Genomic DNA, 14,258 nt, shown 5'->3' with positions numbered 1-14,258 from the left:
CCCAAAAATCGAGAGTAAACGACGCTTCGCCCTTTGTTTACAACCACTAACCTGCCCAAGTCCGCCAGTAAACGACTTCCTAATGCGATTGCCCTGAGTCAATACCTTCCGCTCCCGTTCGGAGCCCTGCATTATCCCTGTTCGCACTACGGGATTGCGAGCCCGCAAGCAAGAATTCCTTGCCTAAGCTGTAATAACGCTTGTCGTGTCAATTAACCCCGTCCTATAATCCTGCCTGGTCAATCATTGCTGTCGCATGAGAATCGCCATGGATCCGTCTTACACGCCGCCACCCGAAATCAGCGAGTATCAGCTCGGCGAAAGCGTCGGTTACCTGATCGCACGGGTGAAATCGATGGCGTCGAACATGGTCACGCAGCGTTCGATGGCTGAGCTCGGCATCACCAGTCAGCAGGGCAGCATCCTGTTCATGGTGGCGAGCGGCAAGTGCGTGCTTGCGGCCGAACTGGCCCGCGAGTACGGCATCGACGCGAGCGCGATCACACGCCTGATCGACCGGCTCGAAAAGCGCGGCCTGCTGACCCGGGTGCGCAGCAGCGAAGACCGGCGCGCCGTGCGTCTCGCGCTCACGCCGGAGGGCCAGCAGATTGCCGCGCGCATGCCGGCCATTTTCACCAGCGTGACCGACAGGCTGCTGTCTGGCTTCACGCCGGAGGAAGTCGGGTTCCTGAAAAGCATGCTGCGGCGGGTGCTCGTCAATAGCGGCGAGCAGCCGGGTTCCATGTGATGCGACACGCAACCGGCCGGCCTCATGGCGCAAAAATAGTTGCCATGACCAGTATCCAACTCACTTCCACTCATTCTCCAAGAGTCGAGCGATGACATCCCTTTCCCTGTCCGCGCCTTCCCGCCGGTCCGTCGCCGCCGCGATCATCGCGGCGTTCGCGGTCGCCGGATGCGCGAACTATTCCGGTATCAAGAGCGACAAGCAGATCGCGCCGGCGTCGCAGTTCGAGTCGGCGCAGAGTCTGCCGGCGCAGGGTGGCCAGTGGCCGTCGCTTGACTGGGCGAACCAGTTCGGCGATCCGCAGCTGCCCGCGCTGATCGCGGAGGCGCTCGAAGGCAACCCGACGATCGCGCAGGCGCAGGCGCGCATCGCGAAGGCGTCGTCGTACATCGAGACGTCGAAGTCGGCGCTCTACCCGAAGGTCAACGGCAGCTACTCGTGGACCCGCGAGCTGTATTCGTCGAACGCGCTCTACCCGCCTCCGTACGGCGGCACCTGGTATAGCGAGAACAACGCACTCGCGAGCGCGTCGTGGGACCTCGACCTGTGGGGCAAGAACCGCCAGCGTCTCGGCCAGGCCGTGTCGCAGGAGAAGGCCGCCGAAGCCGACATGCAGCAGGCGCGCGTGACGCTCGCGGCCTCCGTCGCGCAGACGTACAACCAGCTCGCGCAGCTGTATGCGCTGCGCGACATCGCCCAGCGCGAGATCAAGAACCGCCAGACCATCGGCCAGATCACGAATGGCCGCGTGGTGGCGGGGCTCGATACGAACGTCGAGCGGCAGACGGCCAACGGCAACATCGCGACGAGCCAGGCGAACCTGAGCGAGCTCGACGGGCAGATCGAGACCACCCGCTACCAGCTCGCCGCGCTGCTCGGCAAGGGCCCGGACCGCGGCCTCAAGATCGCGGAGCCGGTGCTGAATCCGAGCGGCGCCGTCGCGCTGCCCGACAACCTGCCGGCGGATCTCGTATCGCGCCGTCCGGACCTGATCGCGGCGCGCTGGCAGGTCGAAGCCGAGACGCACGACATCAAGGAAGCGAAGGCCGAGTTTTTCCCCGACATCAACCTCGCGGCCGGCTTCGGCTTCGATGCGTTCGGCTGGGGCAAATTCCTGACATCGTCGAGCCGTAACATCCAGGCGGGCCCGGCGGTCCACCTGCCGATCTTCGACGCGGGCGCTTTGCGCGCGCAACTGAAGAGCCGCTACGCCGACTTCGACGCGGACGTCGCGAACTACAACCAGACGCTGATCGGCGCGCTGAACGACGTAGCAACCCAGGTCTCGTCGATCCGCTCGATCGACAACCAGATGGGCGACGCGCAGCGCGCGCTCGACGCGTCCACGCGCGCCTACCAGCTCGCCGTGATCCGTTACAAGGCGGGTCTGTCGCCGCAGCTGCAGGTGCTGACCGCGGACCAGAACCGCCTCGCGGCGGAGCAGACCGTGACGAACCTGAAGATGAACCGGCGCGGCATGCAAATCGGTCTCATCAAGGCGCTCGGCGGCGGCTTCGACGCGAATGCGGCGAACCTCGCGGTGCCCGCGGACCCGGACGCGCCGGCGGTCGGCAGCAACGGTGCGGCGGGCGCGAACACACCGGCGCAGGCATCGGGCAGCGCGGCCGCGAGCGCAGCGACGGGCGCCACGACGATCGCGAAGCAGGCATCCGACTGACGGACCGATGAACTAACGCAAGACCGCAAGCCGGTTCGCCGGCGCCGCAACCACACGCAAGGCGCCGCGACGAACCGACCGAATCGACGACAAGAGTCTGAGAGAACAGAGAACACGGAGCGCATTCATGAGCACCCCCCAACAACCGGCCAACCCGGCACCCGCCCCGCAGCCGGCCAGCAACAGCAAGCGCAAGGCGATGATGGCGCTGCTCGTCGTCGTGATCCTGATCGCGGCGATCGCGTATGGCCTGTACTACTTCCTCGTCGCGCGCTTTCATGAAAGCACCGACGACGCGTATGTGAACGGCAACGTCGTGCAGATCACGCCGCAGGTGACGGGCACCGTGATCGCGGTGAAGGCCGACGACACGCAGACGGTCAACGCCGGCGATCCGCTCGTCGTGCTGGATCCGGCCGACTCGCGCGTCGCGCTACAGCAGGCCGAGGCGAATCTCGCGCAGACCGTGCGCCAGGTGCGCGGCCTGTTCGCCGACGACAACCAGTACTCGGCGCAGGTCGACGTGCGCAAGGCCGATCTGTCGCGCGCGCAGGACGACCTGAAGCGCCGTATGCAGGTCGCGCAGACGGGCGCCGTGTCGCAGGAAGAAATCTCGCACGCACGCGACGCGGTGCGCAGCGCGCAGGCTGCGCTCGACGCCGCCCAGCAGCAGCTCGCATCGAACCGCGCGCTGACCGCGAACACGACGATCGCGAACCATCCGAACGTGCAGGCCGCCGCCGCGAAGGTCCGCGACGCGTACCTGAACAACGCGCGCAACACGCTGCCGGCGCCGGTCACGGGCTACGTCGCGAAGCGTTCGGTGCAGGTCGGCCAGCGCGTGTCGCCGGGCACGCCGCTGATGGCGATCGTGCCGCTCAACCAGCTGTGGATCGACGCGAACTTCAAGGAAGTGCAGCTCAATCACATGCGCATCGGCCAGCCGGTCACGCTGACGGCGGACGTCTACGGCTCGTCGGTCGTCTATCACGGCAAGGTGATCGGCTTCTCGGCCGGCACAGGCTCGGCGTTCTCGCTGCTGCCCGCGCAGAACGCGACGGGTAACTGGATCAAGGTCGTGCAGCGCCTGCCGGTGCGGATCGCTCTCGATCCGAAGGAACTGGAGCAGCACCCGCTGCGCATCGGCCTGTCGATGCAGGTCGACGTCGACGTGAAGGACGAGAACGGCGGTCAGCTCGGCAACGCGTCCAACACCGTCTACGAGACCAATGTGTTCCAGAAATACGGCGACGACGCCGATGCGGAAATTGCCCGCATCATCGCCGAGAACGCTGGCCAGAACGGCGGCGTGCAGAAATCGGCGGCGAACGCGGCTTCGAAGCAGATGTAAGCGGCGTCGCTGACCGCAATTCGTACTCAGGACTACATGGCTCAAGCTCAGTCTCCCGATCCGCATCCGCCGTTGCAGGGAGCGCAACTGGTGATCGGCACCATCGCGGTGTCGCTCGCCGTGTTCATGAACGTGCTCGACACGTCGATCGCGAACGTGTCGATCCCGGCGATCTCGGGCGACCTCGGCGTCTCGTCGGATCAGGGCACGTGGGTGATCACGTCGTTCGCGGTCGCCAACGCAATCTCGGTGCCGCTGACCGGCTGGCTCACCGACCGCATCGGCCAGGTGCGGCTCTTCATGGCGTCGATCGTGCTGTTCGTGATCTCGTCGTGGATGTGCGGCCTCGCGCCGTCGCTGCCGTTCCTGCTCGCGTCGCGCGTGCTGCAGGGCGCGGTCGCGGGTCCGATGATCCCGCTGTCGCAGACGCTGCTGCTCGCGAGCTATCCGCGCGCGAAGGCACCGATGGCGCTGTCGATGTGGGCGATGACCACGCTGATCGCGCCGGTCGCCGGCCCGATTCTCGGCGGCTGGATCTCGGACAACATCTCGTGGCCGTGGATCTTCTATGTGAACATCCCGGTCGGTTTCGTGTCGGCGATCGCGACGTGGGCGATCTTCCGTAACCGCGATTCCGTGATCCGCAAGCATCCGATCGACGGCGTCGGGCTCGCGCTCCTGATCACCTGGGTGGGTTCGCTGCAGGTGATGCTCGACAAGGGCAAGGACCTCGACTGGTTCTCGTCGACGACCGTCGTCGCGCTCGCGCTGACCGCGATCATCGCGTTCGCGTTCTTCGTCGTGTGGGAGCTGACGGCCGAACATCCGGTGGTCGACCTGTCGCTCTTCAGCAAGCGCAATTTCACGGGCGGCACGGTGGCGCTGTCGATCGGCTACGGGCTCTATTTCGGCAACCTCGTGCTGCTGCCGCTGTGGCTGCAGACCGACATCGGCTACACCGCGACCGCGGCCGGCATCGTGATGGCGCCGGTGGGTCTGTTCGCGATCCTGCTGTCGCCGCTCACCGGCAAGGCGCTTCCGCACACCGATCCGCGCTACATCGCGACCGCGTCGTTCCTGATCTTCGCGCTGATCTTCTGGATGCGCTCGCGCTATACGACGGGCGTCGACGAGAGCTCGCTGCTGCTGCCGACGCTGATCCAGGGCATCGGCATGGCGGGCTTCTTCATCCCGCTCGTGTCGATCACGCTGTCGGGTCTGCCGGGGCACCGGATTCCAGCCGCATCGGGTCTGTCGAACTTCGTGCGGATCATGTGCGGCGGCATCGGCACGTCGATCTTCGAAACGGCGTGGGACCATCGGACGATCATGCACCACGCACAGCTGAACGAAGTGGCGAACGCGTACAGCCCGGTGTTCAACCAGCAGATGGCGCAGATGCAGGCTGCCGGGCTGAGCCCGGAGCAGGCGCATGGACTCTTCAATTCGATGCTCACGCAACAGGCGGCGCAGCTCGGCGTGAACGACCTGTTCTATGTGTCCGCGGGGATTTTCGTCGCGCTGGTCGCGCTGATCTGGATCACGAAGCCCGAACGCGCGGGCGGAGATTCGGCAGCAGCGGCATCGGCCGCGCATTGAAGACGCGCACTGAAACTGAAAAAGGCGATGCCGCTTGCGTGCGGCATCGCCTTTTGTTTTGCGTCGATGCGCTTCGACTACTCTGAAGCCGCGCTCACCACGAGCCGCTCGGGCGCCAACACGCCCGCTCCCACTCGCGCCACACCCAGCAACCGCCCTTCCCCCGCATAGACGCGCACGCGGTCCGCATCGCGCGCGTCGCTGCCGATCGCGAGCGCGGACAGCGGCAAGCGCTGGCCATGCAGGAAGCGTCGTGTGGCTTCTTCATCGAGCCGCACCAGCGGAAACGTGGACAGCAGCGCATCGACCGGTTGCAGCCATGCGTCGCGCTGCGCTTCGCTCGCATCGGACAGCGCATCGAGCGTGACCGCGTGACCGAGCGTCAGCGCGCCGACGCTGGTGCGCCGCAACGCGACGAGATGCGCGCCGCAGTCGAGCGCCTCGCCAATGTCCTCGGCCAGCGTGCGCACGTAAGTGCCCTTGCTGCACGTAACGCGAAAGGTCGCGTCCGGCAGAGCGCACGCAATCAGTTCGAGCGCGTGGATCGTCACTGTGCGGCCCTCGCGTTCGACCGTCTGCCCTGCCCGCGCGTACTCGTACAGTGGCTTGCCGTCACGCTTCAACGCCGAATACATCGGCGGCACCTGCACGATTTCGCCGGTGAAGCGCGTGAGCGCCGCGCGCACGTCGGCCTCTTCGCAGCGCACTTCACGCGTGTCGATCGCTTCGCCTTCGGCATCGCCGGTGGTGGTGCGCACGCCGAGGCGCATCGTCGCTTCGTACGTCTTGTCGGCGTCGAGCAGGTCCTGCGAAAACTTGGTCGCTTCGCCGAAACACAGCGGCAGGAGACCCGACGCGAGCGGATCGAGCGTGCCGGTATGACCGGCCTTCTTCGCGAGATAGAGGCGCTTTGCGCGGATCAATGCGTCGTTGCTCGACAGACCGACGGGCTTGTCGAGCAGCAGCACGCCGTCGAGCGCGCGGCGGGGAATGCGGGGGCGCTGGGGTGGCTTGAGTGCAGTCATGGTGAAGCGAAGCGGCCTATTCTTCGTCGTCCTTCGCGCGATTCGCGTTGGCTTCGTCGATCAGGCGCGACATCTCGACCGCTTTCTCGATCGTCTTGTCGTAGTGGAAATGCAGCGTCGGCACCGTATGGATGTGCAGACGCTTGAACAGCAGGTTGTGCAGATGGCCGGCCGCATGGTTCAGCGCCGTCTGCGTTTGCTGCGGGTCGCCCGTCAGCGTCGTGAAGTAGACCTTCGCGTGCGCGTAGTCCGGCGTCAGCTCGACGCTCTGGATCGTGACGAGACCGATGCGCGGGTCCTTGACTTCGCGCGACACCAGTTCGGACAGATCGCGCTGGATCTGGTCCGCGATCTGTACGTTGCGATTGGGGGTAGTACGTTTTTTCGGCATGGTGAATCCGTGTGGGCACCCACATAAACAAAGGGCGGAGACGGGCCAGCGCCCGCTCCGCCCGTGAGCCCGTATGCGCGCGTTACAGCGTACGCGCGACTTCCGTGACTTCGAACACTTCGAACTGGTCGCCTTCGACGATGTCGCTGAAGTTCTTGATCGACATACCGCACTCGAAGCCCTGACGCACTTCCTTCACGTCGTCCTTGAAGCGCTTGAGCGAATCGAGCTCGCCGGTGTGGATCACCACGTTGTTGCGGATCACGCGTACCGACGACGTACGCTTCACGACGCCGTCCGTGACCATACAACCCGCGATCAGACCGACCTTCGGCACGCGGATCACCTGGCGCACCTCGACCATGCCCGTCACCGTCTCGCGCTTCTCCGGTGCCAGCATGCCGGACATCGCCGCCTTCACCTCATCCACTGCGTCGTAGATGATGTTGTAGTAGCGGATGTCGATGCCATTGGTCTCCGCCAGCTTGCGCGCCTGAGCGTCCGCACGCGTGTTGAAGCCGATGATGACCGCCTTCGATGCCGTCGCCAGGTTGACGTCCGACTCGCTGATCGCGCCGACCGCGCCGTGCACGATCTGCACACGCACTTCGTCGGTGGACAGCTTGAGGAGCGCCTGCACCAGCGCTTCCTGCGAGCCCTGCACGTCCGCCTTGACGATGAGCGGCAGGTATTGCACTTCGCCTTCGCCCATCTGTTCGAGCATGGTTTCGAGCTTCGCGGCCTGCTGCTTCGCGAGCTTGACGTCGCGGAACTTGCCCTGACGGAACAGCGCGATTTCGCGCGCCTTGCGCTCGTCCGGCAGCACGATCACTTCTTCGCCCGCGGCCGGCACTTCCGACAGACCCTGGATTTCGACCGGGATCGACGGACCCGCCGTTTTGGTCGGCTTGCCGGTTTCGTCGAGCATCGCACGCACGCGGCCGTAGGCGCTGCCCGCGAGCACGACGTCGCCGCGGTTCAGCGTACCCGACTGCACGAGCACGGTTGCGACCGGACCCTTACCCTTGTCGAGCTTCGCTTCGATCACGAGGCCCTTCGCCGGCGCTTCGACCGGTGCCGTCAGTTCCAGCACTTCGGCCTGCAGCAGCACGTTTTCGAGCAGATCGTCGATGCCTGCGCCGGTCTTCGCCGACACCGGCACAAACGGCGACTCGCCGCCGTACTCTTCCGGCACGACGCTTTCCGCGACGAGTTCCTGCTTCACGCGCTCCGGATTCGCATCCGGCTTGTCGATCTTGTTGATCGCGACCACGAGCGGCACGCCGCCCGCCTTCGCGTGGGCGATCGCTTCCTTCGTCTGCGGCATCACGCCGTCATCCGCCGCGACCACCAGAATCACGATGTCGGTCGCTTTCGCGCCGCGCGCACGCATGGCCGTGAACGCCTCGTGACCCGGCGTATCGAGGAACGTGATCACGCCGCGCGGCGTTTCCACGTGATACGCGCCGATGTGCTGCGTAATGCCGCCGGCCTCGCCCGCCGCAACCTTCGCGCGACGGATGTAGTCGAGCAGCGACGTCTTGCCGTGGTCGACGTGACCCATGACGGTGACGACCGGCGGACGCGGCAGTGCTTCCGCATCCGTCGCTTCGCCTTCGACCAGCATCGCTTCCGGATCGTCCAGCTTCGCCGCGACCGCGTGATGGCCCAGTTCCTCGACGACGATCATCGCCGTTTCCTGGTCCAGCATCTGGTTGATCGTGACCATCTGGCCGAGCTTCATCATGACCTTGATCACTTCCGATGCCTTCACGGACATCTTGTGAGCGAGGTCGGCAACCGTGATGGTTTCCGGCACGTGCACTTCACGCACGATCGGCTCGGACGGCGCCTGGAAGTTCGTCGCGTCCTGATGCTTGCCACGGCCCTTCGGACCGCCGCGCCAGCCGCGATCGACGCCGCCGCTCGAGTCGCCGCGCGTCTTGATGCCGCGGCGCTTCGCTGCGTCGTCCTGCCAGCCGCCCTTGCCGCCCGGCTTCTTGCGATCGCCGCCCGGCGCACCCGCCGACGGCTGCGCATTCGCGGCCGGAGCCGCTGCCGCCGCCGGCTTCTTCGCCGCCGGACGCGTGGCCGTCTGGCCTTCCGGACGCGCCGGCTTGTGCAGCGTGCCCTTCGCTTCGGCGGCCTTCGCGGCCTGCGGCTCGGCCGGCTTCGCGGCGACCGGTTCCGGCGCCTTCGCCTGAACGGCCTTGCGCGGCGTGCTCATCATCTCGCGGATCGCGCGCGCTTCGGCTTCCGCAGCGGCACGACGGCGCGCGATCTCGGCCTGTTCGGCCTTGGCCTTTTCCGATGCCTCGCGGGCAGCGTCTTCCGCCTTCTTCGCGGCCTCGCGCTGCGCGGCACGTTCCGCCGCTGCGCGCTGCTCGTCTTCCTGCTCCGTGGCACGCGACTGCGATTCCGCCGCCACCGCCTGCGCGGCGAGCTCGCGCGCGGCCGCCTCGGCAGCGGTACGCTTCTTCGCCGCTTCCTCTTCGGCGCGGCGGCGTTCGGCTTCCGCCGCTTCCTCGCGGGCGCGGCGCTCGGACTCTTCGCGCTCGAGGCGTTCCTGGCGCTCCTTCAGCTCCAGCGCCTGCTTCTCGAGCAGCTCGGCTTCACGGCGCGCTTCTTCCTCGCGGCGCTGCAGATCCGCATCGTCCGCGGTCTCTGCTGCGTTGGCGGCATGATTCGATGCGTCGTCGGTGGCTTCGTCGCGACGGACGAACGTGCGCTTCTTGCGCACCTCCACCTGAATGGTGCGAGCCTTGCCCGTTGCGTCGGACTGCTTGATTTCCGACGTGTGCCGGCGCGTCAGCGTGATCTTGCGCTTGTCCGCATCGGTCGAACCGTGGGCCTTGCGCAAGTGGTCGAGCAGGCGCGCCTTGTCCGTTTCGGACAGGGCATCGTCTTCGCTCGCTTTCTGCACGCCAGCCGCCTGCAGCTGCTCGAGCAGCACACCAGCAGGCATTTTCAGTTCCGCGGCAAATTGGGCTACGTTGTTACTCGCCATTCATTCCTCTTAATGCAAGGAGCGTTTCCTTGCGGTTAGCATCGGTTCATGCGGCCAGTGCCGCGTATGGATCAGTGGGTCATGGTCGTCAGGCTCATCTGTCACTGGAACCAGTGTTCACGTGCTTTCATGATCAATGCCTTCGCGGCATCGTCTTCCATTCCCGTCATTTCAGTCAGCTCGTCGACCGCCAGTTCCGCGAGTTCGTCGCGCGTCTGGATCTGGTGTTCGGCAAGCTTCGTGAGCAGGTCGGCATCCATGCCGTCGAGACTCTTCAGGTCGAGCGCGACACCCTCGACCTTCTCTTCATTCGCGATCGCCATGGTCAGCAACGCATCGCGCGCGCGGTTACGCAGTTCGTGGACGGTGTCCTCGTCGAACGCTTCGATCTCGAGCATTTCGTTGAGCGGCACGTACGCGATCTCTTCGAGGCTCGTGAAACCTTCGTCGATCAGGATGTCCGCGACTTCCTCGTCGACATCGAGGCGCGCCATGAACAGGTCGCGCAGTACGCCGCGCTCCAGATTCTGCTTCTGCGCGGATTCGTCCGGCGTCATGATGTTGATCTGCCAGCCGGTGAGTTCGCTGGCAAGACGCACGTTCTGGCCACTGCGGCCGATCGCGACCGCCAGTTCGCCTTCGTCCACGACGACGTCCATCGAATGCTTCTCTTCATCGACGACGATCGACTGGACCGCTGCCGGCGCGAGCGCGCCGATCACGAACTGGGCGGGATCTTCCGACCATAGCACGATGTCGACGTTTTCGCCACCGAGCTCGTTGCGGACCGCCTGCACGCGCGAACCGCGAATGCCGACGCAGGTGCCGATCGGATCGATGCGCTTGTCGTAAGCGACGACGCCGATCTTCGCGCGTACGCCCGGGTCGCGGGCCGCCGCCTTGATCTCGAGCAGACCCTGCTCGATCTCGGGCACTTCCATCTCGAACAGCTTCATCAGGAATTCAGGCGCCGTGCGCGACAGCTCGATCTGCGGGCCGCGCGCCGTGCGGTCCACCTTGCCGATCCACGCGCGCACGCGGTCGCCAACGCGCAGGTTTTCCTTCGGGATCAACTGGTCACGACGTAGCAGCGCTTCGACGCGGCCCGACTCGACGATGAAGTTGCCCTTGTCGAGACGCTTGACCGTGCCGGTCATGATGCTTTCGCCGCGCTCGAGGAAGTCGTTGAGGATCTGCTCACGCTCGGCGTCGCGCACGCGCTGCAGGATGACCTGCTTCGCGGCCTGCGCACCGATGCGGCCGAATTCGATCGACGGCACCGGTTCTTCGATGAAGTCGTCGATCTGCGCGTCGGCCTTCTGCTCGCGCGCCTCGAACAACAGGATTTCCTGGTCCGGCTCCTGGAGCCCCGCTTCGTCCGGCACGACCTTCCAGCGGCGGAAGGTTTCATGCTCGCCGCTCTCGCGGTCGATATGGACGCGAATGTCCGCATCTTCATCGAAGAGTTTCTTGGAGGCTGAGGCGAGCGCCGCTTCGAGCGCGGCAAAAACCACGTCCTTGTCGACGTTCTTCTCGCGCGCCAGCGCATCCACCAGCATCAACACTTCGCGACTCATTGTTTGCGGCTCCTAAAGTCAACTTTCGGGACGAGGCGTGCCTTGTCGATATCTGCGAGCGTGAAATCCAGCATCACTGCGCCGTCCTTTCCTTCAAATTCCAGACCGATCGTCTCGCCTTGCGGAGCATGCACGATGCCCCGATACGACTTGCGACCGTCCAATGGCTTTTTCAACGTGATCACCGCCTCGCTGCCGGCGAAGCGTTCGAAGTCCGCCAGTTTCTTCAGCGGCCGGTCGAGACCAGGCGACGATACTTCGAGCCGTTCGTAGTCGATGTTCTCGACCGTGAGCACGTGCTGCAACTGACGTGTCACCTTCTCGCAGTCTTCGATGGCGATGCCGGCCGGCTGGTCGATGAAGATGGTCAGCATGCCGCGGCCGGTACGCTCGAGATCGACGAGCTCGTACCCGAGACCTGTGACTGTGGTTTCAATCAGTTCTGTCAGTTGCACCGTTACCCACTCCAGGATGTTCACGCGGCGCGCCCTGCGCGACCGCTGCCGATGGCTGCGCTGGTATCCGGCACCCGGGCTTTCGCCGGAGCGGCCCGGGACACTCGCTCCGGACCAGCAGTGCCACCGCAGTGCCGCCGCAGTGCCGCCGCAGTGCCGCGTTACCCAGCCAGCGTGTGCAGTGCCCGCGAGGCGCATGCTGCGTGCCGCATCCTTCAGGCACATCGGCCACTTGCCGCTTTTTTCCGCCTGTTTGCTATTCGCTTTCCGGCCACCCAACCAGCGGATGCGTGGCCCGGATGCAAAACCAATGAACAAAAAAAAATGGGCGAAACGCCCATCATCTTATTGCCGGTGGTCGATCCCGGGCACAGCAACTGCACGCCCAGCGACTTCAAGATTGTAGCCTTTTTCGGGCTTGAACGCAAACCACCGAAGCGTCCAAAGCCTCATCTGGCGGCACGTTCAGCACATATCGAACCTTGGCCGCGCACCACGGGCGCTCACACTGCACAGCGCCAGTCGCGATTGCCGGCGTCGCATCCACGCGAAGCCGGCACCGCGATCGTTGCGCGCTCACGCTTGCGCGCAACCGTAGCGTCTAGCGTCCGCGGCTGCGGTTGCGTTGCGCGCCACGCGCGTTGCCGCGATTGCCGGCATTCGCGTTCGCCTTCGGCGCGCGATTGCCGCCGCCGCCCGGCGCGCGGTTACCGTTCGCATCGCCGCCACCGGCAGCACGCGCGCGCCGCGGCGCCGGGGCGCGATTGCCGTCGACATCGCCGCCGCCACCACCGCTGCCGCCGCGCCGTCCGCCGCGCGCTTCACCGCCGCCCGCGCGACCGCCGCCGTGTCCAGTGCGGTTACTGTTGCCGCCGCCGAAGCCCGTGCCGAACCCACCACCCGCGGCCTGCGGGCCGCGACGGCCCTGGCCGCCGCGCTGCTGCTGGCCGCCGCCGAGCCCATGCGACATCAGCACCGGCTCACGGTTGATGAAGCCCATCGAGGTCTGCATCGGATCCGGCTGACGGCGCTCCTGCGCACCATTGCGACCGCCCTTCTCCTCGGTCGGCGCCTTCAGTCCCACCGACGACATCAGGCTGCGCACCTGGTTGTCCTCGAGCTCCTCCCAGCGACCGCGCTTCAGCCCGCGCGGCAGTGAAATCGGGCCGTGCCGCGTGCGGATCAGGCGGCTCACCATCAGGCCAACCGCTTCGAACATACGGCGAACCTCGCGATTGCGACCTTCCGCCAGCGCGACGTGATACCAGTGATTCGTGCCTTCGCCGCCGCCGTCGCGGATGCGCAGGAAGCTTGCGGGGCCGTCCTCGAGGTCGACGCCGTGCAGCAGCTTCTGCCGCATGCCTTCGGCAAGTTCGCCGACCACCCGCACCGCATACTCGCGCTCGACGCTGTAGCGTGGGTGCATGAAACGGTTCGCGAGGTCACCCGACGTGGTCAGCATCAGCAGACCCTCGGTATTGAAGTCGAGGCGGCCGACTGCGAGCCATTTGGCGGTCTTCATCGGCGGCAGCTTGTCGAACACCGACGGCCGGCCTTCGGGATCCGCGTGGCTCACGATCTCGCCCGTCGGCTTGTGATAGATCAGCACGCGCGGCGGCTTGCCCGGCAGCTTGCGCTTGATCGGCTTGCCATTAATGCGCACCTGGTCGGTCGGCATGATGCGCTGGCCGATGTGCGCCGGTTCGCCGTTGACCGACACGCGGCCGGCCACAATCAGCTCTTCCATCTCGCGCCGCGAGCCCATGCCCGCCTCGGCGAGCACCTTGTGCAGCTTCGGCGCGTCGTCGTCCGGCGCGAGCACGCGCTTCTGCGGCTGCTGACGGCCACGGCGCAGCATCGGCGCGCGCACGCCACCGCCCGCGCTGTTGTCGGCGTCGAACGCCGGCGACGTCACGTAGGCGAACAGGTCGTCCGGCGCCTCTTCCGCGGCCGGTGCGCCGCCTTGCGCAGCGCGCGCCGCGTTGCCGCGGCCGCTGCTCTTGTCGCCCTGCTTCTTGCCGCCGGCGGCGCGGTTCTGGTTCGCGTTCTGGCGCGGGCCCTTCGCGGTGCCCTGCTTGCGCGCCGGTCGCGGCGCGGGCGCCGGTGCAGCGGAAGCGCCCTCGGCAGGCGCATCGGCCGCGACTTCGCCCTCGCCCGGCTGGGCGGCCGGCGTGCCATCGCCTTCCTTTGCCTTTGCGCTGGCGCGGCGCCGCGCGATCAGGCTGCGCGGGCCACGGCGCAGGCCGCGGCGCGGCCGCTCCTCGCCTTCGCCTTCCGCGCCCGTTGCTGGACGCTCGCCGCCAGCGGTCTGCTGATGGCGGTTTTCGTCAGCCGTCGCGGCGGACAACGCGCGTTCGGCGTCGGACGAATCGGTGTCGTGGGTATGTGTCAAAACCACCTCGATGTCAGGTCGCGCGCGCCCATTGC

General features: G+C 66.1%; 10 protein-coding genes. 4 read left to right on the top strand and 6 right to left on the bottom strand.

Annotated features, from left to right (window positions below; translation table 11 throughout):
• Window positions 1–268 precede the first annotated feature (268 nt).
• The 4 genes from DVS29_RS08040 (at window position 269) to DVS29_RS08025 (ending at window position 5,376) form a co-directional block, all read left to right on the top strand.
• The gene (locus tag DVS29_RS08040; RefSeq protein WP_118179900.1) at window positions 269–748 is read left to right on the top strand and encodes a MarR family winged helix-turn-helix transcriptional regulator; all 480 of its coding nucleotides are present in this window, start codon (window positions 269–271) and stop codon (window positions 746–748) included.
• Window positions 749–839: 91 nt separating this feature from the next.
• A complete protein-coding gene (locus DVS29_RS08035; protein ID WP_118179899.1) occupies window positions 840–2,426 on the top strand; it encodes an efflux transporter outer membrane subunit in 1,587 nt (528 codons plus the stop codon).
• 127 nt (window positions 2,427–2,553) lie between these two features.
• Window positions 2,554–3,777, top strand: a complete 1,224-nt coding sequence (locus DVS29_RS08030) for an EmrA/EmrK family multidrug efflux transporter periplasmic adaptor subunit (protein WP_118179898.1) — start codon at window positions 2,554–2,556, stop codon at window positions 3,775–3,777.
• A gap of 36 nt (window positions 3,778–3,813) precedes the next feature.
• Window positions 3,814–5,376: a DHA2 family efflux MFS transporter permease subunit gene (locus tag DVS29_RS08025; protein ID WP_118179897.1), complete on the top strand. Its 1,563-nt coding sequence runs from the start codon at window positions 3,814–3,816 to the stop codon at window positions 5,374–5,376.
• A gap of 77 nt (window positions 5,377–5,453) precedes the next feature.
• Here the strand turns inward: DVS29_RS08025 and truB are convergent, their stop codons facing one another.
• The 6 genes from truB to rluB all read right to left on the bottom strand — a co-directional run bounded on the left by truB (window position 5,454) and on the right by rluB (window position 14,223).
• Entirely contained in the window at window positions 5,454–6,401 is a 948-nt protein-coding gene (truB, locus tag DVS29_RS08020; RefSeq protein WP_118179896.1) for a tRNA pseudouridine(55) synthase TruB, read from the bottom strand.
• A 16-nt stretch (window positions 6,402–6,417) separates the two neighbouring features.
• Complete coding sequence (rbfA, locus tag DVS29_RS08015) at window positions 6,418–6,792, bottom strand: 30S ribosome-binding factor RbfA (protein ID WP_118179895.1); 375 nt, start codon at window positions 6,790–6,792, stop codon at window positions 6,418–6,420.
• A gap of 82 nt (window positions 6,793–6,874) precedes the next feature.
• A complete protein-coding gene (gene infB, locus DVS29_RS08010) occupies window positions 6,875–9,799 on the bottom strand; it encodes a translation initiation factor IF-2 (protein WP_118179894.1) in 2,925 nt (974 codons plus the stop codon).
• A gap of 101 nt (window positions 9,800–9,900) precedes the next feature.
• Window positions 9,901–11,376: a transcription termination factor NusA gene (nusA, locus tag DVS29_RS08005; protein ID WP_118179893.1), complete on the bottom strand. Its 1,476-nt coding sequence runs from the start codon at window positions 11,374–11,376 to the stop codon at window positions 9,901–9,903.
• Entirely contained in the window at window positions 11,373–11,831 is a 459-nt protein-coding gene (gene rimP / locus DVS29_RS08000) for a ribosome maturation factor RimP (RefSeq protein WP_118179892.1), read from the bottom strand. Before rimP ends, nusA begins: the two co-directional genes overlap by 4 nt.
• A gap of 601 nt (window positions 11,832–12,432) precedes the next feature.
• Window positions 12,433–14,223 carry a 23S rRNA pseudouridine(2605) synthase RluB gene (gene rluB / locus DVS29_RS07995; RefSeq protein ID WP_118179891.1) on the bottom strand — a complete coding sequence of 597 codons (1,791 nt, stop codon included), beginning with the start codon at window positions 14,221–14,223 and terminating at the stop codon, window positions 12,433–12,435.
• Window positions 14,224–14,258 lie beyond the last annotated feature (35 nt).

Source organism: Paraburkholderia phosphatilytica (genome assembly GCF_003443895.1).
In the GTDB taxonomy this organism is placed as follows: domain Bacteria; phylum Pseudomonadota; class Gammaproteobacteria; order Burkholderiales; family Burkholderiaceae; genus Paraburkholderia; species Paraburkholderia phosphatilytica.
Note: the sequence above shows the minus strand (reverse complement) of the source record. Positions and strands in the feature narration are given on the sequence as shown.

Coding starts and splice junctions, on each gene's coding strand:
- DVS29_RS08025 (WP_118179897.1), top strand. CDS start 3,814: ATGGCTCAAGCTCAGTCTCCCGATCCGCATCCGCCGTTGCAGGGAGCG.
- rbfA (WP_118179895.1), bottom strand. CDS start 6,792: ATGCCGAAAAAACGTACTACCCCCAATCGCAACGTACAGATCGCGGAC.
- nusA (WP_118179893.1), bottom strand. CDS start 11,376: ATGAGTCGCGAAGTGTTGATGCTGGTGGATGCGCTGGCGCGCGAGAAG.
- DVS29_RS08040 (WP_118179900.1), top strand. CDS start 269: ATGGATCCGTCTTACACGCCGCCACCCGAAATCAGCGAGTATCAGCTC.
- infB (WP_118179894.1), bottom strand. CDS start 9,799: ATGGCGAGTAACAACGTAGCCCAATTTGCCGCGGAACTGAAAATGCCT.
- truB (WP_118179896.1), bottom strand. CDS start 6,401: ATGACTGCACTCAAGCCACCCCAGCGCCCCCGCATTCCCCGCCGCGCG.
- DVS29_RS08035 (WP_118179899.1), top strand. CDS start 840: ATGACATCCCTTTCCCTGTCCGCGCCTTCCCGCCGGTCCGTCGCCGCC.
- DVS29_RS08030 (WP_118179898.1), top strand. CDS start 2,554: ATGAGCACCCCCCAACAACCGGCCAACCCGGCACCCGCCCCGCAGCCG.